We start from the raw sequence: 22,165 nt of genomic DNA on the forward strand, positions 1-22,165 counted from the left end.
CCGAAGCGGAGCGATCCGAGTGACAACGTGCGAACTGGAGCAGAAGGATATCGGCACCTTTCCGGGTGTGACACTCTTCACCAAACGGCAGGCGCCCGGCATGAGGCCGACGGCGGTCTATCTCCCGCCGAAGCACCTCACGACCGCCACCAAGTTCGACGTCGTGCTCTGGCTGCATGGATTCTACGTCAGGGATCATGAGTACCTGTTCCGCAATGATCCCGCGCGCTTGCGCGAACAGGTCCGGGATTCCGGCAGGGACGTCGTGCTGATCGCGCCATTCCTGGGTTATGAATATGCCGTCGCCGGCAGCTTTGCCGGAAACTACAACGTCAAGGATCTGGCCTCCGCCAAATGGGGCGAACGCTACCTCGACGAAATACTCGGGGCTCTTGCCAAGTGGCTGGCTCTTGCTTTCGGAACCGGCCGGCTTTGGGACCAAGCCTGGCTCGGAATCCGTACTCCAGCTCCAGATTGGCAAGCTCATCATCGCCTGCCATTCTGGCGGGGGGAACGGCATGCGCAATCTGGTCGGAAGCCTCGGAAAGTATCAGCCGAACCTGTCGGCCTGCTGGGGATTCGACTGCCTTTATGGCGCGATGGCACAGCCCGATGACGCGACGTTCTGGTACCAATGGTTGTCTGGACAGAGCACCTGCGCATTGGAAATCATCTACGGTCCGTCAACGCTTTCGCAATCGGTGAAGCTGGATTTGATCGGACGTGGACTGGCAACGCTCGACGGCGATCGTGCTCCCTCACCGCGCCCTGCCCTCAAGAACCTCAATGTGAGCGTGGGTCACTATGACGCATTTCCCGCTTTCGGGCAGATGGTCAGGGTCAATGATCTGGATCCAGCTTACGTGGACCGCTTCATGATTCCGCAGGTCGCCGATCAATCGCCCCTGGGCCACAAGCCCGCCTCGCATCACGGTGAATTCCTCAAACAAGCAATTTCAAACGTTCGCGACGCTTTCCCTTTTCCGAAAGACATTCATTACATGATCGCCCGGGGCGGTTTCTACGGCCGCTTGAGCAAGCTGTAGATTTGCAGGAACGGCTGCCGCCGGTCACGGAGTAGCCGGCTAGGCGGCCACCTGCTAGCTTCCGCCGTGGTGACGCGAGGAGACCTTCGCAGATGACGGGCAGCCCCTTCGACCCGAACACCGCACCGAGAGCCGGCAACACGGGCCAGGACCGCGCCGCGATGCGGGCGGATATGAACAAGGTCGCGCTGAAACTGCACGAAGCCGGCATTCAGCTTTACGGCTTCTACAAGATCCACGACCTTGTGCCGTACTGGAATCCGCTTGGCTTCGACTTCATGTGCGACAACTGGCGGCAATTGCTCGACGCCGCCGGCAAGGCGCCGCGGCTGGGCTCTGACCAGATCGACATGCCGGGTTATGACCCGTGGCTAAAGGCCGGGGTCAAGAGCGTCGGCTTCACGCAGACCGGCAAAGCTCCGCACGTGCATCTCGACATTGCGATCGACCGGCCCGGGCTGTGCCGGATCTACCTTCTGGAGAGAGACGATGAGCGGCGTCTCGACGCGCTGCGACGGGCCCGGGTCGTTACCGCGAGAGACACCGAGGTGTTCAGGAAGATCTACCAGCGGGTGAAAGGTCTCGGCGTCGATCTCGACGAGCACATCGGTTCGCACCTGGAGGCAGGACGGCTCGTGCTCGACGGCATCAATTTCGTCGCCAAGGATCACAACCGGCTTCTCGATGTGCTGACGAATCTGAAATATCCCGCCGGCAACAGCGTCTTTTTCCGCGGAGAACGATCCGGCCGCGGTCATTTCGTCGGCAATGCCTCGTTCCTGGCAACCGAGGGCATCGGCTTTCGGCAAATCTGGCAGACATTTCCGGAAGAAAGACCGGTCGCGACGACCGACCCGCGAACCGGGCCGGCGATGGATCCCAAGGCTTCGGCCCGGTTCGGCGATTCAAAGAACCTGCCCGATCTCACCTCGGTGCACTGTGCCGTCTCGAAGCGGATCTGCAACTTTCACATCGACGAGATGGGCTTTGTGGTCAGGGACAGCAAAGGTACCGTCATCGTCGACCCGGACGCGCTGCGGCATATTTTTGTCGAACTGCTCTGGAAAACCGACTTGCAGGGCAAGCTGCCCTTCTGGGCGCTCGACAACGTGAATTTCATGATCCCGAGTTCACCAACCGATTTCTCTCGCGTCGGAGTCAGCGTCGACGTCGCGAAGTTCGGGCGTGTCAGTATCGCGCTCAACGGCAGCTGCTCGGTTGACGGCAAGATGGAAACATCCGGCACGCTTACCATCGGGTTCAAGTTCTGAGCCAGTCGACGGCCCCAGTTTACTTGATGGAATAGGATTTGACGTCCAGCGACCAATTGTTCGACACCAGTCTTCCGCTGGCGCTGTCCGGCACACGCAACTCGCTGGTCCAGGCCGCCAGGTAGCTCAACGCGTCGGCCTGGCTCTGCAGCTTGCGCGGGAGATCCGGCAAATCGATCAATTGCACACGCCGCTCACTGAGGATCGCAACCATGATGGCCGAGCCGGTCGGCGGCGCGACGACATACTCGAAGCCACGTTGCCGCGCTGCTGGCGTCGGTACGACGAACTGGACGCCGGGCTTGACCAGATTGATGTCGCGTTCGTCTGACTGCTCCACCAACTCGGGAGTCGGAAAGATCTGGGACATCCGTCCTTCCGCATCCACATCGACCAGGATGAGATAGACCTTTTTTCTGGAAGTTACGCCGAACGATACCTTGCCGCCGACCTCGACGGTCGGACCAGGCAGGATCTCGAGGGACACGTTCGCGGAATTGCTCGGCACCGCACCGGCCTGTCCGCGCGTGATCTGGATTCGCCAAAGCGATGGTGTGATCGCCGGGCTTGCATGCGGGGATTCCGGGGGCAGCGCCGCTGAGAGCGCCGGCCCGCCCGTCAGCAGGAGCAGCAACGTAAAGTGTATTCGCTTGCGGCGGGTCGGCTCCGATCGCGACATGGCTCCCCCGGTCAACCTGTCAGGGAGCACTGAAGAACCCGATCGAGGCGATCCGCGCGTCCGCTGGCAGGTAACGCTCGAGACTCTTGACCAATTGCCCCGATGCACGACGCCGATTGAGCAGGATCAGGACGGTCTCAAGCTCGGACATTCGCTGCTGCGAGGTCACCGCGACAATCTGCTCGGCACCAAAAGGCTCGCCGACCCTGAGCGGCAGCCGCAAGCTCGGCGATTTGGCCAACGGCGCATCCGTACCCACGGGATACAACATCTGGATGGTTCCATCCCCTGACACATTGAACAGCAACAGCGCCCTCGCCCCGACGTCAGACAGTTCAACTTCGATGGTCTGGCCGGCGCGCTGCTGCCGATCGTCGGGCCAAATACGCATCGTCTGGGGCGAAAGAGTCGCCATTCGCTTGAGCTCGCGGATGGCCGCGGTGCGATCCACGACCGTCGGCAAATTGGCCACGTCCATCCCGTAGGCGATCACATCGCCCCAGGCGATCACGTCGCGAGAGACGGGGTCCCAGATCAGGTCGGGATTATCCGTCGGCTGAACCGTTTGTACGGTGACATCCTTGGCGCTCACGCCCGTGAAATAGTTGATCTTGCCGTCGAGCGCCGCCAAGCGGATCGGCATTGAAAGACGGAGTGGCGCCGGTGCGGTGCCGGCGAGCGCGGTGCCGGTCGCCGCGGCAACGGTCGGAGCTGCATTGCCGGGAGCTGCATTGGGCGCGGCGGCAAGTGTTGGCACCGTCGGAGCCTTGGTCGGGGCAATCGGTGCTGGGGGCGCCTTCGCATCGGCGGGAGCCGTAGCCTGAGCGGCGGTGGCGGTTCTCGCGGCCGGCCCCTGAATGAGCACCACACCGCGCGTCAGTTCGAAGGCGACGTCCGTCTCCGGCGTCTGCGCAGATGACGATATCGTCACGATGTTCTGGCGCTGGTCTGAAAGCTGATAAACGACCTGGCGGACGCTAGCGAAGAGCTCCTTGAGTGTCACCTTGCCATCGTGATTGATGTCCGCGCTGCCCTCCATGGCCCGCGCCACTGCGTAGCTGAGAGCCCCGCGCAGGCCATCGATCCCGGGGATTCGCACTTCGGGGGCCTTGGTATTGCGGTCAACGGCAGCCAGGAACGCGGTGTGATCGAGATCGAGCTCGGACTTCGGATCGTTGCTGTCCGACACCGGTTTCAATTCATCGACCAGCAGCGTGTAGCGCGGCACCTGGCGAAAACTCATCTCCTCGGCCCGCGGATCGATATCGCGCACCATTCCGCCGCCGTGGCAGGTGTCCGCAACGAAAATCACCTTCGCACCGCGCAGTTCGAACTGCCGGATGAAGTGGTTGAACTCGCTTCCCAGAATACGTTCGACCGATCCAGTCGCCGTGGTTTCGAAGCCTGGCAGCAGGAATACGTTCTCCATGCCGTCCGGCTCCGAGCCCTTGATGCGCTCCGGCTCCTGCGTCCCATGGCCAGCGATCGACAGAAAGACGAGATCGTTGGTCTTTGTCCGCTCCACCATCGCACTGATTTCGCGCAGCACGCTCGACCTGTCGACTTGGGCATTCGTCAGCTCGACGACGTCGCCAACCCCCATCGTCTTCAGGCTGGACACGATATCGGCGGCGTCGGCGACCGCTCCCTTCAGCTTGCGGACGTGTTGATAATCATCAATGCCGATCACGAGCGCACGCACGGCGCCGCCATCCGGATTGCTGATCGAAAGCGCTTCCGCCGCCCGGGCATGCTGCAGCGGCAGGCCGATCATCGCGGCGAGCGCGATGGCGGCGCACAAGCGGCCGAACCTGTGGTCAAATCCTCTGGGGCTTCGCATCCTGATCCACCTCAACCTCGTACAGACCGCCCCGGAACCAGACTGTCGGATCGAGGCGGTGGCCCGCCGTCCGGGTGTTCGAAACGCCAGCCGGTAATAGTTCATAGTCATCTGTAGCGCCGAGGACAGCGGGGGTTCAGCGCTTCCTGGTCGCTTGCTTGTTGGTTGCGGCTTTGGCAGCCGTCGATTTGCGCCCCGTCGGCGCATCGTCCTCCTGATAGGCATCCGCCGAAACCGTCGTCTGGTCATCCGCGAAGGCACGGAAGCGGACCGGATTGTAGCCACGTGCTAGCAGGCTCGCCAACGGATAGACGTTCCGGCAGACGCGTCCGTTGCATCCACCGGTCGAGGATTCCATCACCTCCGCCTTGCGATCAGGCGTGAACCGCAGGAATAACATCACATGGGAGCCCGGCTTGTTGAGCGCATCGCCGGGCTTGAGGTCCCAGGGATTCGACACGGGCGTCGCGATCGCCGGGATGGCCGCGGTCGTGTAGTGGACCGAGAGTCCCCACGCGGCGCTGACGAACGCCGAACAGTCAACGCCCGCCACGTCCGGCCGCGGCGCGTTGCGGGTGCAAACGTTGCCGGCCAGCGTCCCGCTCTCGATCCGCTGCCGAAAGTTTGCGAGTGAACCGTGGCAGCCCCAGCAATAGGGTACGCCGCGCACCTCCTGGTTCACCTTGCCCTGAAGGTACCACGGCCGGCGAACGCGGTTGAAGCCGCTGCACTGGCTATCCGGATCGTTGCCGTAGTTCGCCTGCGTCAATTTCCACTGCACGCCTTCGAATGCGAACGCGGTCTCGATCGCCTGCTGACGATTGGACGGCCGGACCGCGGCAGCCGCGTTGAACTTGACGTCGTTGTCGGGGCGGCCGCGGGGCCGGGGCCGGCTTCGCTGAGGTCCGCGACGGCCGCACGTCGATGACCGACACGTTGCCCAGCGGTTTGAAGCCAACGCCGACCACTTCGACACCCTCCGGCTTGGTCCGCAGGAAATAGACATCGCCATCACCCGAGACGGTGACGAACCGCCTGGTCAGCGGGGTGTTCTCGAGTGGCAGTTCGTAGATTCCCTCGAGACGACCGTTTGCGGCATAGCGTGCGACGAAGGTCGAGGCGTTCTTCCCCGACGGCGGGATGTCCTCGGCCAGCACATAGAACCGGTCGCTGTTGTCAATCTCGAGAAATTCGACCGTGCCGAGCTGGTCCCGCACGCGCAGACCGAGCGCGCCAATGCTCTCGTTCGTGACCATAGTCTGGATCTCGATCCGTACGCTCGAATTGCCCTTGTCCGGGATGACGTCGGCGATCACCGAGCCCTTGCTGCGGGACGCGATGTATTGCCGATCGGGCTGCCGTCCCTGCCTGATAACGGCCGCGCGCGTGTTCTGGTCGAGCAGGTCGGTTGCGCTGCCTGGCGGCTGCGACCCCATCTGGGCGAACGCGGAGACGGCGACCTGATCGTCTACGCCGCGGCTTGAGACCTCCTCGAGCTGGATCTCGTCGCCGAGACCCCGCGTGGACTGCCCCGCCGCTGCCTTCAACGTGCGCACGCCGCCGTCCCAAACCATGATGTCGTCGTTGTGAACGACGAGGTCGGTCGGCTGGACATCCTTCGGCATCTTCAGGACGTCGGGGGCGGAGTTCGGTTGCTTGGGATCGAACTGGAGAATGCGGCCGTTGACCTGGTCGAGCACGAACAGGTTGCCCTGCCCGTCGGCGCTGAGCGCCTGGGGGCCCCCCAGTTCCACGTCCTCGCTGGCGGGAACGATGCCTACCATCGAGGGCGCCGAACCGCCGGCGAAGCTGCGCACGATAGCGTCCTCGGCGTGCGCCGCGGTGGCGAAAATGCCGGCACCGGCGATGACGACCCAAGTCCAGCAAAATCGACGAAACATATTCGCCTCAATGTACCCCGAACCGATCGTCGCGCCGGACCGACTAATCCGAGATGCCGTTAATGCCGCGCGTCAATTAGTGGCGAGCAATCTCGATCCCGTTCAATTCTATCACTGGACGGTGATAGTCCGAATTCTTCAGCTTGCGGTGCGAATTCATGACAAGGAATAGATTTGAACAGGTCAACGAAATCCAGCCCGACGCCATCACGCTGGTCCTGAAACGCGACAATGACGGCGCCACTGGATCGGTCGTGATGCCGGCCGCTGCGAGCGGCGGGCGGCTGTCAAATGACCAGGTCAGCGCCCCCTTGCCGGCCCAGGACGCCTTTCGCGGCGCGATCCGGCTCGCCAATGACGTGAAGCTCGCGGTCGTGGTGTGGGATCCGGACGCCGTCTGGAAGTCCGAATGGGGCGAGCTTTACCAGGCCGTCGACTGATCCATTGCCGGGCGGAACCAGCACATGTTGCTACGCCATATGGAGACTAGCATGGTGAATGAACCGCGGCTTCAGCCTTCGTTCCGGGCACTGGCCCTGATGGCCGCGTTGTTGGTGGCAACCGCCTGGCCGGCACGGGCCAACGACTCGGCTGCCGAATTGTCGATTGGCGGGCTGCAGTTCGTTCGCACCAACGATGTGGCGATGGAGAGCGAGGATCTGCGTGTCGCGCTCGACAAGGTCAGCGTTCGCTATCAGTTCGCCAACATCACCGACAGGCCGGTCACGCTGACTGTGGCCTTTCCGCTGCCTGACATCGACCTCTCGGAAGCCGACAATATTGCCCTGCCGTCGAACGACCCGGTGAACTTCGTCGACTTCGAGACCAGGGTCGACGGCAGCCCGGCGCCGCTGACCATCGATCAGCGCGCCATGATTGGCGACAAGGATGTCAGCGCTCAGCTCCGCCAGTTCAAGCTGCCGCTGCTGCCGATCGGCAGCCGGGAGATCCGGGTGGCCGACCTGCCCGCTACAATCCGGACGAGGCTGGTGGACGACGGGCTCTTGATTCCTGCCGGCATGAGCGACAACGGTCGGCAGCAATATGCACCCGGCTGGGTCACCAGGACCTCCGCCGTACGTCAGCAGGTGTTCCCGCCCGCGCGCACCGTTGTCGTTGAACATCAGTACCGGCCGAGCGTCGGCTCCAGCCCAGACACTATCCTGCGCGCAGGCCTGCGCCGCAACAGCGCGCTTGGTCCGGAGGTCGCACGTTATCGGAAGGAATATTGTATCACGGATGCCTTCCTCGCCGAGCTTGATAAGCGCGCAGGCGGCGGCCAGGACAACAGCGCGAAGCTGGGGGAGCGGCGCATATCATACGTGCTCAAGACCGGCGCGAATTGGGCAGGTCCGATCCGATCGTTCAAGCTGACCATCGACGCCGGCGGCAGCGACCGCCTGGTCAGCTTCTGTCAAGGTCGGCTCAAGGCATCGCCTGCAGGGGGCGCGCCTGAATATACGGCAAGCGACTTCAAACCGGATACCGACCTGAAGATCCTGATGATCGGAAAATTCTAAACCGCGATGAATTGGGATGAACTGTCATCGCGGACTTTAGCTCATTGATTGAGCATGATCCCAGCGGAAAATTGCTTCAACCTGTTCGGGATCATGCTCCGAGCGCGCTGATCAGTTCGTGAGCAACACGTAGCGTGCCGCCGCAGTGATCGTCACATGGTTGCGCTGGGCATCGCTCAACGCCTGCAGGAAGAATGTATCAGCGGCCGTCGGCCGCGGCTGGCGCAACGAGTCAAGAACCTGCGGCGTGGCCACAGCCAATAGCAGTTGCGGACCACTCGCGCGCGGTGTCGGGAGCGTGAACGAAAGCGAGTCAATACCCGGCTTCAAAAGGTAGGACAGGCTCTGCACCTCGCCGCGGTCCGAAACCATGAGCAGCTCCACTACGCGGTTCGCGAAGTTCTCGATGGTGCCATTGAGGGTTTCGCCGCCCTTTAGCTCCGTCGCCGACAAGGTGATGCGCGGCACTCGCGTCTGATCGCTCCCGAGCTGGCTCAGGAACTTGAGGGCAGGGCACTGCGCCTCGGTTACCTGCCTGACACCAACCGACGCCTCAAATCCCTGCTCCCGCCGGAACGCTTTGTCGAACGTATCGAACGGAGCCGTCGAAGCACCGAAGCCTTCGATCACCGCGGCGGTTTGACTAACCGCAACCGGCAAGATGAAGAAGCAGTCGCCGCCGGAATATTGGGCCACGTATTTGCGGATGCGATCGGCTCGAGCGGGGCCATCGCTGGACTGAGTGGGTGTCCCCGTCGGCGATGGCGACAGCTTCGCCGGCTCCTGACGTTCGGGCTTTGGCGGAGGTTCAGCCTTTGTCGGCGACACCGTTCCCGAAAGCTTCGGAGGCGGCGGCAAATTCGGTACGGAGGGCGCCGGCTGGACCAGCTCGAACAAAGCATACCCGCCGCCGCCAAGCACGAGCAGCACCGCTACGACGCTCACACCGAGCCAGGGGGGGCGCCTTGGAGCGGTCGATGGCACTGTGTCCGGTCGCACCTGCGCGGCACTTTCGGGCCGCGCCAACGGATCGAAGCCGGACAACGGCGCGGTGGATGTGCGAGCCAAACCGGTCGGCGTCCAGCTGACGACATCCGCCATGGCCGGACGCAACGCCGGATCGGGCTGCAGCATCCGCTCCAGCAAGGGCCTGATGCGCATGTCTACCGCACCGAGATCGGGCACGCGCCGGCGCTTCTCCACCAGCTGAAACTGGCTCCCGCCCATGTCGAGCTTTTGTCCGGTCAGCGCATGAAACAGCACGAGGCCGAAGCTGTAGACGTCGGATTTGGCCGTGACCTCGTTGCCATACAGCCCGACCTGCTCCGGCGATGCGTAATTGTCCTTGCCGGCAAAGCCGGAGCCGATGATGGTCTTGTCACCCATCTGGGTCGATCGCGCGATGCCGAAATCGATGATCTTGGCGCGCCTCACGTCATCGAGCGGGACGATGATGTTGTCCGGAGAGACGTCGCGATGGATGATGCCGTGCTCGTGGGCGGCATCCAGCCCGGACCCGACGCGCTGCATCAGCTTCACGAGCGCCTCGAAGGTCAACGGGCCTTCGTCGAGCATGTTCGACAGCGAGCGGCCATTCACGAACTCCATCGCGAGATATGGCCGCTGCAGCACAGGCTCTACCGTGAACAGGAAATAGCGGACGATCGCATCGTGCGGAAGATTGTGGAGTGCCGCCGCCTCGCGCCGGAACAGCGCGAGCGCCGCCTCGTTTTCGACCATGTCGGGCAACAGCATTTTCACAGCAACCGGCGATCCGGTCTGGATCTCACGGCACTTGTAGACCTCGCCCATCCCGCCCGTGCCGATCACCGCTTCGATCTCGTAGATGCCGTTGAGCCGGGTGCCGGGCGGCACACTGCGGTAGTTCGACCGGAACGGATCGTTGGAGTTCATGCTTGCGGCTCCCGATCCAGCGGCGTTTTCGTTGGCTCCGACGATCGCGGCGTCAGCAACCGCACCACTACGACCGTCACGTTGTCGAGCCCTCCCCGGTCCAGAGCCAAAGCAAGCATGTCATCGCAAGCCGCCTGCGCGCGCTGCGTGGCTGCATGCTGCAGGATCTCCTCGTCCTGCACATGCCTGGTCAGGCCGTCGCTGCAGATCACAAAGACATCTTCCGGCTCGGCCGGACCTGTCACGACCTCGAACTCCGGATCGTCGGCGACGCCGACGGCCCGGGTGATCGCATTGCTCGGCCAGTCCTTGACGTCCTCGCGCGACACCGCACCGCCGGCAATCAGTTCCTCCAGCTCGCTGTGATCATGGGACACCTGGCTGATGCCGCCGCGGTTGATCAGGTACACCCGGCTGTCGCCTGCCCATATGCAGGCATAATAGCCGTCGCGCACGAGCAGAACCGCCGCCGTGGTGCCGACGGTTGCGCCCTGCCGTTCCCGGCTGAGCGTCAGTATCTGCTGGTTCGCGTGGAACAGCCGCTCCTCGCACTCCGACAGAAAGTCGGCGGCGGAATCCGTCACACCTATTGCATCAAGCGACTGCACCACGATGCGGCTCGCGAGATCGCCGGCCTCGTGGCCCCCCATGCCGTCTGCGACCGCCCACATGCCGACATCGGTCCGGACCAGGCAGGAATCTTCGTTGCGCGTCCGTACCCGTCCAGCATGGGTGACGCTGCCAACATCGAACAGGGATGCGACTTGCACCATCGCGCGTCACCCGGTCCCGGATGCTGTACGGCCGAGATCGCCGGTCAGCAGTGTGGAATAGTGAAACGGATCCGGCAATCCGCGGCAAGCCAGCGCCATCGACGGAAAGCCTTCCCCACCGGCGGTCCACCAGAAACTGGCAGCGGCATGGATCTGCGGATTTGCGGCAGAAAGCGCAGTGAACGACTGGGCGAACGCGCCGACGTCCGAAAGCAATCCCACCTCCGTTGCGCTCAATGCGATCACGTCCGATCCCATGGAGAGCGATGCCTGTAGTCGCGGCAGCACGAGACGATCCAGCGAATCCGATATCTGCTCGAACGTTGCGGCGCCATCCAGGGTCGAGAGCAGGAAAGCCTCCGCCTGGGCGAACCATTCATCCTGCGGATCGATGCCCGGCGGCGGCAACAAGGCGTTTTCGTCGCTCACCGCATGCAGCGTCAACGGATAGTATCGTCCCACCCCATCGAGCGAAGGCATGATCGCCCCTGTCACCGCGGTGCCGCAGATCGCAGCGCCGAGCCAGAAGCGCCACACCGGCGCAGTGAGGAAGGCCTGCTGCCAGCCCGCGCCAAGCTGATGGCGACTTGCAGAGAGCCCGGCCTGCACCCACGGCTCCCAAGCTTCCAGGAAGCTGCGCGGCGTTGCGATCGCGATGAAATCGCGTTTGGCGCCGATCTTGCCGAATAGCCCGCAACGCATGGTCATATTCCGGTCGGGCAACGAAACTCGCGGAGCACGGACAGGTTCAGGGGATTGCGCAACGATCCGGTCGAAATCTGATAGTTGAGCTCCCGCCCGGCAACGATGAAAGTCGCACTGGCGCTTTCCGCCTTCACGGCCAAAGAGCCCGCCTCCAGCATCCGGAACAACGACCAGGGGCCGATGCGCTCGAGAATGGATGGCGCTCCGGTATCGTTGCTCACCGAAATGGCGGTCCGCGGCGATGGGCCCGGCCAGAGCACGGTGGTCGGTGGGTTGCTTTGCGGTTGCGGTGGCGGCGGCGGAGGTTGGGCGCCGCCGAACATCGGCGCCGCGGTGGGCGGGCCTGGCGTGATCGGACTCGCGATTGTCGTACCGCCGATCTCCGTCTTCACTGTCACGCCGGGCCCGGATGCGCCCGGCGGCCGGATCGCGAACGATACTGCCGGCACGCTGCCGCCGGTCTGGAAGAAAGCATCACGAATATAGGCCGCATTCTGGAACTGCTTCAGCGTGTCGGGTGAGAACGATCGTCCAACGGGACTTTCCTTTCGCCAGGACCAGTCCGATTTCGAGGTGTCGGCGTAGGGCGCGAGGTACTGGGTGAAAAACTTGTCCATGACGCCGTTCGGACTGAACACCTTTGCGAAGTCGGCGAGCGGGACCTCCTGATTGCTACCGCGGACGAACGGGTAGCGATTGGTCACCGTCTGCTGGCAGACCGGCGTGACCTGATCGCGCAATGTCTGCAGAATCTGTCCGGCGGTCGAGGCTGCGATATTGCCTTCGAACTCCGCAGCCGCCGCGCGCAGCATGTCGGAGAACGGCGGCGGCATGCGCGAGGCATTGTTGCGCAGGGCTGCGACCTGGGTCTGAAGCGAAGCGGTCGCCTGCGCGGTCAATTGTGGATTCTCGATCATCAGCGTCAGGTTCTGCGCGATATCGTTCAGGTTGGCGATGGTCGAGTCGATCGGTCGGCGCGTGCTGTCGCCTTCCAGCACCGCATGATAGGGCTTGAACTGCGCTTCGATCGTCGCCCCGGGCGATCCATCCTGGGCGTTGGTGAAAAGAGCCGGTGCCGGCGCGGCCGCAGCGGGCGCCGCTGCGTTCGCCGGCTTCGGGCGCTCCTTGGTCACCATCGTCTCGTCGCGCACCGATTCCAGGATTTGCCGCATCGGTGAGGTCGGCGCAGAAAGCGCCCTCAGCACCTCGTATTTCGGCTTATCGGCGAGCAGTTTCTTCAGACGCAAGCTGCCCAGCGCGGTTCGCCACGTCGTGACAAACTCGTTGGAATAAATGTTCAAGAGGTCGCCGGCGAGGTTGTCGTACTGTTGGTCGATGGCCGATTGCTGGCCGGCATCGCCCAGCACCCAGCGCTCCTTCTTCATGCGCTCCGACAATCCCGGCAGTTTCGCGACGAAGTTTTGCTGGAAACCGTTATACGTAAAGAACTGGGGCACCCGCACGGCGTCCAGAGGCTGCCCCGTCGTGGTTTCGAACACGACGGCCATATCAGGACCACCGCGGCGCGCCGAGATCCAGTCGCCTGCGGTCGACGACCGCGCCTCGGATTTCAGGAACTCGTAGGCGCGCTGCGACACGCTGAGACGCGCGAGCGAGTTCTGCGCCTGCTTAACCAGCCGGCCGTCAAGCTCGACAAGCGGCGGCTGCTCGGTCTCGAGGTCGAACGTCGCGGTGAGATTCTCGTCGAGCAGGCGCCGTCCCTCCGCGTTGGTTGCGCCGGGATAGAGGTTGTCCTGCCAGTCGCGCTGCATCCAGGAGCGGATCAGCTCGCGGTCCGGCGACTGCAGGCCGCCGAGCATCAGGTAGACCTTGAGCGCCTCGTAGACGAACGCTGGCTCGTTGATGCGGGCATTGAGCTGCTCCTCCAGGCGAAACAGCAGGCGCGGCCGGAACATGCGTTCGAGCGCGGCGTGATAGGCGGCCTTGGAGGGCGACAGCAGACGTTCATGCTGGCTGAGCCCGTAGCGGGCCGACAGGGGCACCGCCTCGTTGCGCAATCCGTAGCCTGCGGGAGCGTTGCGCAGCCGATAGAGCAGCGGCAACACCTTGTCCAGATCGTGGTCGTCGATCAGCGTCTGCTTGATGAGCGGTGCCCCGGCGGCTGCGTATTCGTTATCCACCTGCAGGCTCTGCTCGATCAGGTCGGAATTGCGCTTGTAGCTCGTCAGCCACGCCGCGATCAGCCCGATCGAGACAAGGCCGACCAAGGACAGCGCAGCGGTCTTGATGATCAGCGCGCGGCGGACCGCAGCACGATCGGTCGAGACCCAGTCAGCCTCACCGATGATGACTTTGGAAATGAGATCGGCAAGGAAGTAGCTCTTGCCCGTTCCTGAATAGGATCCGGAACCGACCTCCTCGGCGCCGAACGTGCGCGCAAGCGACCCGATCAACTGGTCGATCGGCGTCCCCTGCTGGGTACCCGAGGTGAAGTAGAACCCGCGCAGGTTCGCATTGACGTGATAGCGCGTCGGCTCGAATATCTGGTTGAGGAAATCGTGGATCTGGGGCTTGAGGCGCGCCATCTGGGCGGGGAAGCCAAACAACTGGACGCGGTGTTGCGGCGTCGGCTCGTCCTGCAGACGATCGAGCGTCTCCTCGCTCAGGCGCTCCAGCAGACGGTCAAACTCGACCGGAATCTGCCCCACCAGATTCTGCGTCTTGTCAGCAGTCTGGAACGTGGCGCCCCAGACCTGACGGCGACCGGCCTCGCCGAGATAGGCGAAATATTCAGTGAAGCCTGCAACCAGATCGGTCTTGGTAAAGAGGGCATAGACCGGGAAGCTGACCTTGAGCCTCTGATGCAACTCGAGGAGGCGCATCCTGACGGCTTCAGCGTGAAGCGCGAGTTCCTGCTTCGGCAGCGTCAGCACATCCTCGATACTGATGGCGACGAGAACGCCGTTGATCGGCTGGCGTGACCTGCTCTTTTTCAGGATGTCGAGAAAAGCCAGCCAGCTTTCCTTGTCAGCCTTGCTGTTGGAGTCCTGAGTGGTGTAGCGGCCGGCGGTGTCGATCAGCACAGCCTCTTCGGTAAACCACCAATCGCAGTAGCGGGTACCGCCAACGCCCGCGATCGCCGCCGGCGTTGCCCCGCGCGCGAGCGGAAACTTGAGCCCGGAATTAACCAGCGCTGTGGTCTTGCCGGCGCCGGGTGGCCCGATGATGACGTACCAGGGCAGATCGTAGAGGTATCCCGACTTGTTTCCGCTTGCGGTCTTCAGCGTCGCGAGTGCATCCTTCATGCGCTCCTTGAGCACCGGTTCGTCGCTGACAGGCTGATCGGACGCGCTGATCCCGTCAGCGATCTTCTCGGCGTTTTTGCGTCGCTTGAAGTAGCTGAAACCGCCGATGCCAGCCATCGCCGTGGCGAGCAGTAGAATTGCGATCTGGCGGATAATGTGGTTCTCGAGCGGGTGCCAGTCGCCAAATGCGATGAAGGGACCGGCGAAATAAATCACGCAGCCAAGCGAACTGAGCCCAACTCCGTAAAGAATGATGCGGATAATATCCTTGGCGAGCATTGACTGGTACCTGTCGCAAACAACGTGCGCTGTGCTGGAAGCTATTCGCTGCGTTCAATAAAGATTTCGACGCGCCGGTTCTTGGCGCGTCCCTCAGGCGTCGTATTGGGAGCGATCGGCGCGTCCGCGCCCTTGCCCTCGACGTCGACACGCGAACCATCGGTCAAGCCGGGCTTCAGCGCCGCGGCGACCGCCTTGGCGCGCTCAACCGACAATTCGAAGTTCGACGGAAAGCGCACGGTGCGGATCGGCGAACTGTCGGTATGGCCGACGACCCGGATTCGTCCCGGCTCCTTGTCCAGGGTTGCAGCGACCCGGACCGCAATCGGCTTGAAGCCGTCGAGGATGGTGGCCTGGCCCGACGAGAACAGTGCGAGGTCACAGACCCTGATCACGATGAAGCTCGCGGTCTGGTCCGCGGTCATGGCGCAGGCGGTGTTCTCCTTGGCGAGCGCATTGCGGATGCGCTGCAACTGGGTGATGCGGTCCGGCGGTGGTGGCGGAGGCGGTGGCGGCGGCGGCGCGATGACCTTGCGTTTGAGCTCGATCGGGTCAGTGGGATGCAGGGCGAGCGCCACCTGGGCGGCATTCTCTGACCGGCCGGCCAGCACTGTGCGCAAGACGAAATAAGAGCCCGTCAATAGCGCGGCGACCACGGCCGCTACCAGCCAAACCGGAACACGGAGGCGCTGCCGGCGCGCCGCCAGCGCCTGCCCCCGCCAGTTCGGCGACAGGTCGCTCATCGTCTTGGGACGGACCCGGCGCAGCGTTTCATACAGGTTGCGCTGGATCACCTGGAGGTTGGCAAGCCCACCCGTCGATGTGCGGTGAATGCCCTGGAAGCCGAGCGCGAGGCAGGCATGCTGCAATTCGAGCACCGGATAATTGACCAGCGGATCAACCTTCAAATGGTCGAGGATCTCGAAGAAGCGGACACCGCCCACCCGCTCGCCGAAGAAGCGGCTCAACATCGAGTATTGCGTCCAGACGTGGCGCTCCTCGGTCGGGATATGCTGCACGATATCGTCGGCGGTGGCGCACAGGATATATTTCGCCGTATTGGCCTGGTGCTCGGAGATGCCCGCCGAACGGATGTCCTTCTCGAAGAATTTTATGGCGTCGGCCACTTGTTCCATGAGACTTGCGAATGATGCGCGCATGAGCGCCACCCGCAAGCGGCCGAGCAGTTGCAGCAAGGGCCCTGCGGCGCGCATCACCGGATTGGCGTTCGGCGCGACCAGATCGTCGACGCGCAGAGGCGGTCCGGGCGGCAGCATCGCTTGCTGCGCGGAGGGCTGCGCCGGGCTCGATATCCATTCCTCCGACGGATGGCTGGTTGGTGCTGCGGCGTAGCTCGGGCCCTGCGGAACGGGGGAAAACGATGACGACGGCGCGGCGCCAGGAGACGGCACAGGCGACGGCGAATAGGCAGGGCGTGCTGCAGGCCCCTCGCCCGCCGGCGGCTGGGCAACAGGCGCCGGCGGCAACTTCCCGCCGGGATTGGGACGGATGATCGTCCGCTCGCCCCGACCGAAAGGATTGACCGGCTTGTCCCTGTCACTCATGGCCTATCTTCCAAGATCGCCCAAAGGTACAGCTCGAGCTCCGGCCAGTCGCCGGAGAAGTGCATCCCGATCGAGGCCGCCGTGCTGAACTCGGGCCACAACGGCGACTTGCGATCGAGATAGAAATAGACGTGATCGGTGATGGCCCGGATGTGCGGCGGCGGCGTCGGCAAGTGCACCAACGTCAACCCCGGAAGGTTGGCGTGCACGATCTCGTTCATCTTGGTGTTCGGGCCGACCTTGAACAGATGCGGGAAATCGTTCTGGATTTCCACGAGCGGCCGCCGTGCCGCGACTTCGAGTACCAGGGTTGCATTCCGGAACAGTGCACGATCGCGGATCGGCGACACGAATGCATTCTGTGCGCGCTCGATGATCTCGAGGCGAATCGCGCGCCGTCCGAGCCGCGCGCTCAGGAAGTCCTGGATATCGCTTATCAGGGAGGTGAAGATGCTTTCGAGGTCATCATGATTGTACGCCCGATAGTTGCGTGCACGGCGCTCCGGCGTGGCGAACGTCGCAAGCTCACCGGCGAACCTCAGCAACTCCTCGTACAGCCGTTCGGGATGGACACTTCCGGAGCGCTGCAAGTGGGTCAGCACGGGAATGGTGCGGTTGAGGACCTGCAGCACCAGATAGTCCACGCTCTGCAACCCGCCACCGGACGATGGATCGACCGCGTAGCGTGCGAGCTCATCGAGCTTGGTCTCGACCCAGCCGATAATGCGATTGAGCCAGCCGTCGATGACCGGATGTGCGGCGCAGACCAGCATCGGCGGGACGAACTTGTCGTCAAACAGGATGTTCTTGTCGCGCACCTCCAGAATGCGCGCGATGCCGAGGCCCATGTATCCTGGCTTGCTGGTCTTTCGCAATTCGAACGACAACCGCGGAGAGGCGATGTCGATCTCTTCCTCGATGCGCAGCGCGGAGGTCGAGTCGATGAAAGTCTCCGAACTACGAACATAGCGGCTGGCGCTGTCGGTCCGATCCTCGTCCACTTCGCGGGTGTTCGGTGCAGCGATGGGCATCGTCAGCCAGACGATCTGGCCGGCGGCCGAATCCGGCACCTCGATCGCGTCCGGGATCGGGCTGTCCGCTGGAATGTCGAATGGCGTGCCATCCGGCATGAGGCCGCTGGCGTTGCGCACCGCGAATTTGCTCTGTTCAGTGAGATCCGTATCGATCTCGAGTTGTGCAAATCCCCAAGGGTATGGTGTCGTGTAGCGAACGCGCTTTTCCAGCAAGTGCTCGACATAGCGATCATTCTGCTGCAAATGGTGCGGCCGCAGAAACAAACCTTCCGACCAGAAAACCTTGCTGTACCAAGACATTCCTATATCCACTTAGCAATGTCGGCGACCGCACGGCCGCCGCTAGTTCACTTTGCACCGCCCTTGTCGGAGCGGTCGTAATACTCGGAGAAATGCAGCATAAAGGTATCGATCGGCGCGCTCTTGTCGCGGCCGAGATGCGCCTTCCAGCGCGTCATGAATTCGTCCCACAATTTGCTCTTGTTCGAGCCAAGCCAGGATTTGGCGCCGCGCTGAAGCTCAATCTCGCGCGCCATGAGGGTTGGATCGATGCCGGCGATGAGCTCGTGAACGGCATGCTGCATCGCCATGTAGGTCTTCAACTGATGTGATTTGAGGTCGCTGAAACCCTGCGCAAAGGCACGTTGCGAGTCGAGATAGCTCCGCGTCTTCGGCCCGAACAGAATCCGCATCGCGTCTTCCGAGGTCGGCGAGAATTTCAGCGGGTTGTTCTCAATCGCCTGAACGGTGGTCTGGCTGGTGCTGCGCGTCAGCTGCTTGGCCTGAGTTCGCGCCTGCAGCAGCACCATCAGATTGTCGACGGTCATGCGCAAGATGATACCGAGCTGTTCGGCGAGCTCGGCATCGGTCTTGCTGGCAAAGAAATTGTCGGGCAATCCGGCGCCGCGGGCCACCAGCCGCGCGAAGTCGGCACCGCCGGCCGGCGGCAGGGCGGGCGCCGGCGCGTCGTCCATCACCTGCGCCGGGCGCGGCGTCTCGGCATATGGCGGTGGCGGCGGCTGGACGGGCGCCGCTTCAGCATCGGCCCACACCGAGGGCCGGCGCGGGGTGGGCATTGCCGGCGGCGGTTCGATTGGGGCTTTCGGTGCGGCGACCGGGCCGCCGGCCCAGCTCATGTCGTCCTGCGCGGAAGGGTGGTACGGGGACGCCGGCGGCGGACGCCGGAAGGGATCCACACGCGGCGACGGGACGCTCGCTGCCCAATCCGGAAACTCCGGATTGACAGGCCGCGCTGCCTCGCGCGGCTTCTTCAACTGCTGCGGATCGATGGCCGGCGGTACGTCGCGATCGGCCGCCCACAATTCCCGATAATCGGCATGTTCCTGGACGAGAGGTGGGTGCTGCTGCGCCTCGCCATCCAGCGGATGCGCGCCCGCCTCATCCTCCAGTGAAACCCTGATGATGTAGTGGCCAATGGTGAGCCGGTCGCCGTCACGCAGCCGATGCGGTGCCCGAATTCGCTGGTCGGCTCCATTGAGAAATGTGCCGTTGGTTGAGACGTCATGCAGCCAATAGCCGCCCTCGCGAAAATGCACCTCGCAATGCTTTCCGGAGATCATCCGCGCCGGATCCGGCAACGTCCAGTCAAGGTGACGGTCACGGCCAATATCGACCGAGCGCCTGCCGGTGACCGTAAATGATACAGGGCCACCGTCCGGAAGGTTCGGTTCGTTCTCGATGTTGAAGCGGAGCACCATTCCTTCGTCTCGCTAACGCGGAGGGCGCGGTTCGCCGCGTGCCAACTGAATACCATCCTCCAGGCATGCCGTCATTATCCGGTCGCGGGACTCGCGGGGCAGCCGGCAAAGGGCGATCAACAGGGCCGCGCGCACCGCGCGGGCGGCTTGATCGGGCTTGGCTTCGACCGGCGCAAATTCCGCCGGGACCACGCTTCCGCCAGACCATCCGGCCGCCAGCGCCAGCCATGTCGCCGGCTGTTCGGGATCGTTGGCATTGCCGACGGCCAACGCCTTGTTCCGGGACTGCTCGTCGGGCTGCCTGACCCAGGTCTCCACGTAATTCAGCGACCTGCCGTCGTTGGCATCGAAATGGTCGAACATCCGTCGTAACGAGCGGCATCCCCAGGCAACGGCGACGCGCCGGGGCAGCAGATAAGCGCAGAAGGAGACGGCGCCGTGCCAGTTGCGCGCATCGGTCGCGTCCTGGAGAAAATCGAGTGAAGGCTTGTCGGCTTCGGCCCTGCCGACGTCATGGCGCGCCATCGGAAAGGCCTGAAAGAGATCCTGCACTGTACCGAACCGAACCTGGCTCATGGCAATCAGCCGACAAGGGTTGGCAGGCCGTGGGCCCCCAACGGTCCCCGGCTGTTAGCGCCATGGCGCCCTGCGCCGTCATGGCGATGGTCGGCGCATTGATGACGATGCCAGCAGGCGTCAGGATGATCTGGCTGGGGCCTACCTGCAGCGTGATGTTGACGTTGGCCATGAGCGTGATGGTCAGGCCTGCAGTGACCGACTGATCCATCGCCATAGTGATATGCTGACCGCCCAACTCGATATCGAGCTTGTCGTTGCCGTTGACGAGGGTGGTCTTGCGGGTGTCGCCGCCGACGGCGGCTTCGCCGATGGTCCGCGTCTCGGTGCCGCGGACCGTCACGTCATGGTCTTTCTCGGCATGCACCGTGATCTTCTCGGAGCCCTTCTTGTCCTCGAAGTTCCACTCGTTGTAGCCGCCGCCCCCTTGGTCGAATCGGATTTTAATCCCGCCATCGTCTTCTTGGACGGCAGGTCATAGGGCAGCTTGTACTCGTCGTTATAGACGGTGCCGATGACGAGGGGCCGGTCCGGGTCCCCTTCCAGAAATTCGACGACCACTTCCTGTCCGACGCGCGGAATGATCTGACCGCCCCATTTCTTGCCGGACCAGACCTGGGCAACGCGCAAGCGGGATGATCGCTTTTTCTTCCGGTCCCAGAAAAACCGTACATAGATTTCGCCGAGGTTTTCGACGTCGATCTCCTCGCTCGAATTGTCGTCCTTGGTCACCACCTTGGCGGTCTGGACGCCGTTGATCCTTGGCTTCGGCGTCAGCATCGGCGCCCGGAACGGACGGTCGCTCGGCAGGAATTCGTAGCTGCCGAAATAGACGTGCTGGCCGGCGTCGCTGGGCCCACCCGTGCGGTAAGATTCGAGCGAGAACGAATGGGTGGCTCGTACAACCAGGTATTCGACGTTCTGCGAGTCCTTGGGATGCTTCTCGAGCTTGGTCAGTCCACCGGGGAACAGGTTGACTGCGTCACCGTTGCCGCGGCGCCGCCGGTCCATGGCTTGCTCGGACTGAAGCTGGATCTTGGCGTAGCGCTCGCCGTCGGACTTTTCCTTGAACTTGCCCGGATAGTCATAAAATTCCATCTCCGAGCGGGTGTAATGCTCGTTGCCCTTGGCGTCGCTGATCATCTGCGCGTTGGGCTTCTGGTAGTTGTAGTCGTTGAGCTCGACCTTGCCGGTCCGGAATCGGCGCTCCGAGACCCATTCGTAGATGTGTTGCTCGCCTCGCCGGTCGGCGCCCGTCAGCGGGATGTAGGGGATCGAGGCAAGTCCGTCGATCGGACTGTGCGACGATTTTGAGTCCGCCAGTACCAGCGTGTGCTTGCCGCCCTCATGCTTGAAGAAGTAATAGATGCCGTGCTGTTCCATCAGTCGGCAAACAAAATTCAGATCGGTCTCGCGGTACTGAACGCAATATTCGAGCTTCGGGCAGGAACCTTCCTCGGTCAGCTTCGACTCGTAATCGGTGAAGCCGCGATCGTTGAAGACCTCTTTGATGATGTCGGGCGCCTTCTTGTCCTGGAATATCCGGCAATCGGTGGTTCGCGACAGCAGCCATAACCAGGGCCGAAGAACGATTCTGTAGCTGAAATAATCGTTCCTCTCCAAGCCATTGCGCTTCGGTGAGAATGCCGCTGAACTCGCGCTCCTTCTCATGAAGCTTTACCTTAAGCGTGCACCGCTGACCCATTGCGCGGTCGAAGTCGAGATCGGCGTCCTCACTGAGACATTCGATACGGTACTCAAAGAGTTCGCTGAGACCTTCCGAAGCCTCGTATCCGACGAAAACCAGAACGTCCTTGCCGAGAGGCGTCTTGAGTTCGCAGAGGCGGGTATCTTGGGTAAGCTGGCCCATGTGGGCATTAAACTCCCTCGTCCGCCGTGTGATCGGCTCCGAAGAGCAGATCAGGCGTCATGCAAGAACCACAGACGTCCTAGCCGCCGCTGCTAGCAGGCCCGGAAGTCCGCCCGGGGCGGCCTCCTCACGCGCCAAAGCAGCGGTCAAAAGAACCACCCCGGACTTCAAGTAGTCGCCTCCAAGAGCTTGCCGGTTCACGCGAAAC

General features: G+C 62.9%; 17 protein-coding genes and 1 pseudogene. 5 read left to right on the forward strand and 13 right to left on the reverse strand.

What is annotated here, in order from left to right; translation table 11 throughout:
• The first annotated feature begins 100 nt into the window (after positions 1-100).
• The 3 genes from ACTGJ9_RS34110 (at position 101) to ACTGJ9_RS34120 (ending at position 2,317) form a co-directional block, all read left to right on the forward strand.
• Positions 101-616 (forward strand): hypothetical protein, encoded by a 516-nt coding sequence (locus ACTGJ9_RS34110; RefSeq protein WP_456674621.1) that lies wholly within the window; start codon positions 101-103, stop codon positions 614-616.
• On the forward strand, positions 519-1,046 hold the full coding sequence (locus ACTGJ9_RS34115) for a hypothetical protein (RefSeq protein ID WP_456674622.1): 528 nt from the start codon (positions 519-521) through the stop codon (positions 1,044-1,046). The genes ACTGJ9_RS34110 and ACTGJ9_RS34115 overlap by 98 nt, the downstream gene beginning before the upstream one ends.
• 92 nt (positions 1,047-1,138) lie before the next feature.
• Complete coding sequence (locus ACTGJ9_RS34120) at positions 1,139-2,317, forward strand: hypothetical protein (RefSeq protein ID WP_456674623.1); 1,179 nt, start codon at positions 1,139-1,141, stop codon at positions 2,315-2,317.
• A 19-nt stretch (positions 2,318-2,336) separates the two neighbouring features.
• Here ACTGJ9_RS34120 and ACTGJ9_RS34125 read toward each other — a convergent pair whose 3' ends face one another.
• From ACTGJ9_RS34125 to ACTGJ9_RS34140, 4 genes are all read right to left on the reverse strand, one after another.
• Positions 2,337-2,996, reverse strand: a complete 660-nt coding sequence (locus tag ACTGJ9_RS34125) for a DUF4384 domain-containing protein (RefSeq protein WP_456674624.1) — start codon at positions 2,994-2,996, stop codon at positions 2,337-2,339.
• A 19-nt stretch (positions 2,997-3,015) separates the two neighbouring features.
• Positions 3,016-4,836: a caspase family protein gene (locus ACTGJ9_RS34130; RefSeq protein ID WP_456678717.1), complete on the reverse strand. Its 1,821-nt coding sequence runs from the start codon at positions 4,834-4,836 to the stop codon at positions 3,016-3,018.
• A 136-nt stretch (positions 4,837-4,972) separates the two neighbouring features.
• Positions 4,973-5,605, reverse strand: coding sequence for a hypothetical protein (locus ACTGJ9_RS34135; protein ID WP_456674625.1), 633 nt, complete (start codon positions 5,603-5,605; stop codon positions 4,973-4,975).
• Complete coding sequence (locus ACTGJ9_RS34140; protein ID WP_456674626.1) at positions 5,571-6,737, reverse strand: hypothetical protein; 1,167 nt, start codon at positions 6,735-6,737, stop codon at positions 5,571-5,573. The genes ACTGJ9_RS34135 and ACTGJ9_RS34140 overlap by 35 nt, the downstream gene beginning before the upstream one ends.
• Before the next feature lie 158 nt (positions 6,738-6,895).
• Between ACTGJ9_RS34140 and ACTGJ9_RS34145 the strand changes: the two genes are divergently transcribed.
• Positions 6,896-7,177, forward strand: a complete 282-nt coding sequence (locus ACTGJ9_RS34145) for a hypothetical protein (protein ID WP_456674627.1) — start codon at positions 6,896-6,898, stop codon at positions 7,175-7,177.
• Between the two features lie 51 nt (positions 7,178-7,228).
• Positions 7,229-8,257, forward strand: a complete 1,029-nt coding sequence (locus ACTGJ9_RS34150) for a DUF4424 domain-containing protein (protein ID WP_456674628.1) — start codon at positions 7,229-7,231, stop codon at positions 8,255-8,257.
• Between the two features lie 111 nt (positions 8,258-8,368).
• Here the strand turns inward: ACTGJ9_RS34150 and ACTGJ9_RS34155 are convergent, their stop codons facing one another.
• The 9 genes and pseudogenes from ACTGJ9_RS34155 to ACTGJ9_RS34195 form a co-directional block, all read right to left on the reverse strand.
• Positions 8,369-10,171, reverse strand: a complete 1,803-nt coding sequence (locus tag ACTGJ9_RS34155; RefSeq protein ID WP_456674629.1) for a serine/threonine-protein kinase — start codon at positions 10,169-10,171, stop codon at positions 8,369-8,371.
• On the reverse strand, positions 10,168-10,944 hold the full coding sequence (locus ACTGJ9_RS34160) for a PP2C family protein-serine/threonine phosphatase (RefSeq protein ID WP_456674630.1): 777 nt from the start codon (positions 10,942-10,944) through the stop codon (positions 10,168-10,170). The genes ACTGJ9_RS34155 and ACTGJ9_RS34160 overlap by 4 nt, the downstream gene beginning before the upstream one ends.
• Before the next feature lie 6 nt (positions 10,945-10,950).
• Positions 10,951-11,652, reverse strand: a complete 702-nt coding sequence (gene tagF / locus ACTGJ9_RS34165) for a type VI secretion system-associated protein TagF (RefSeq protein WP_456674631.1) — start codon at positions 11,650-11,652, stop codon at positions 10,951-10,953.
• On the reverse strand, positions 11,649-15,194 hold the full coding sequence (gene tssM, locus ACTGJ9_RS34170) for a type VI secretion system membrane subunit TssM (protein WP_456674632.1): 3,546 nt from the start codon (positions 15,192-15,194) through the stop codon (positions 11,649-11,651). Before tssM ends, tagF begins: the two co-directional genes overlap by 4 nt.
• A 41-nt stretch (positions 15,195-15,235) precedes the next feature.
• A complete protein-coding gene (gene tssL / locus ACTGJ9_RS34175; RefSeq protein WP_456674633.1) occupies positions 15,236-16,759 on the reverse strand; it encodes a type VI secretion system protein TssL, long form in 1,524 nt (507 codons plus the stop codon).
• Positions 16,756-18,093: a type VI secretion system baseplate subunit TssK gene (gene tssK / locus ACTGJ9_RS34180; RefSeq protein ID WP_456674634.1), complete on the reverse strand. Its 1,338-nt coding sequence runs from the start codon at positions 18,091-18,093 to the stop codon at positions 16,756-16,758. The genes tssL and tssK overlap by 4 nt, the downstream gene beginning before the upstream one ends.
• Before the next feature lie 47 nt (positions 18,094-18,140).
• Positions 18,141-19,511: a type VI secretion system-associated FHA domain protein TagH gene (gene tagH, locus ACTGJ9_RS34185; RefSeq protein WP_456674635.1), complete on the reverse strand. Its 1,371-nt coding sequence runs from the start codon at positions 19,509-19,511 to the stop codon at positions 18,141-18,143.
• A gap of 12 nt (positions 19,512-19,523) precedes the next feature.
• On the reverse strand, positions 19,524-20,036 hold the full coding sequence (locus ACTGJ9_RS34190) for a DUF6931 family protein (RefSeq protein WP_456674636.1): 513 nt from the start codon (positions 20,034-20,036) through the stop codon (positions 19,524-19,526).
• Between the two features lie 56 nt (positions 20,037-20,092).
• A pseudogene (locus tag ACTGJ9_RS34195) lies at positions 20,093-21,957 on the reverse strand (type VI secretion system Vgr family protein).
• Between the last annotated feature and the right edge of the window lie 208 nt (positions 21,958-22,165).

Origin of the sequence: Bradyrhizobium sp. RDM12 (assembly GCF_051917485.1) — a bacterium.
Classification (GTDB): Bacteria; Pseudomonadota; Alphaproteobacteria; order Rhizobiales; family Xanthobacteraceae; genus Bradyrhizobium.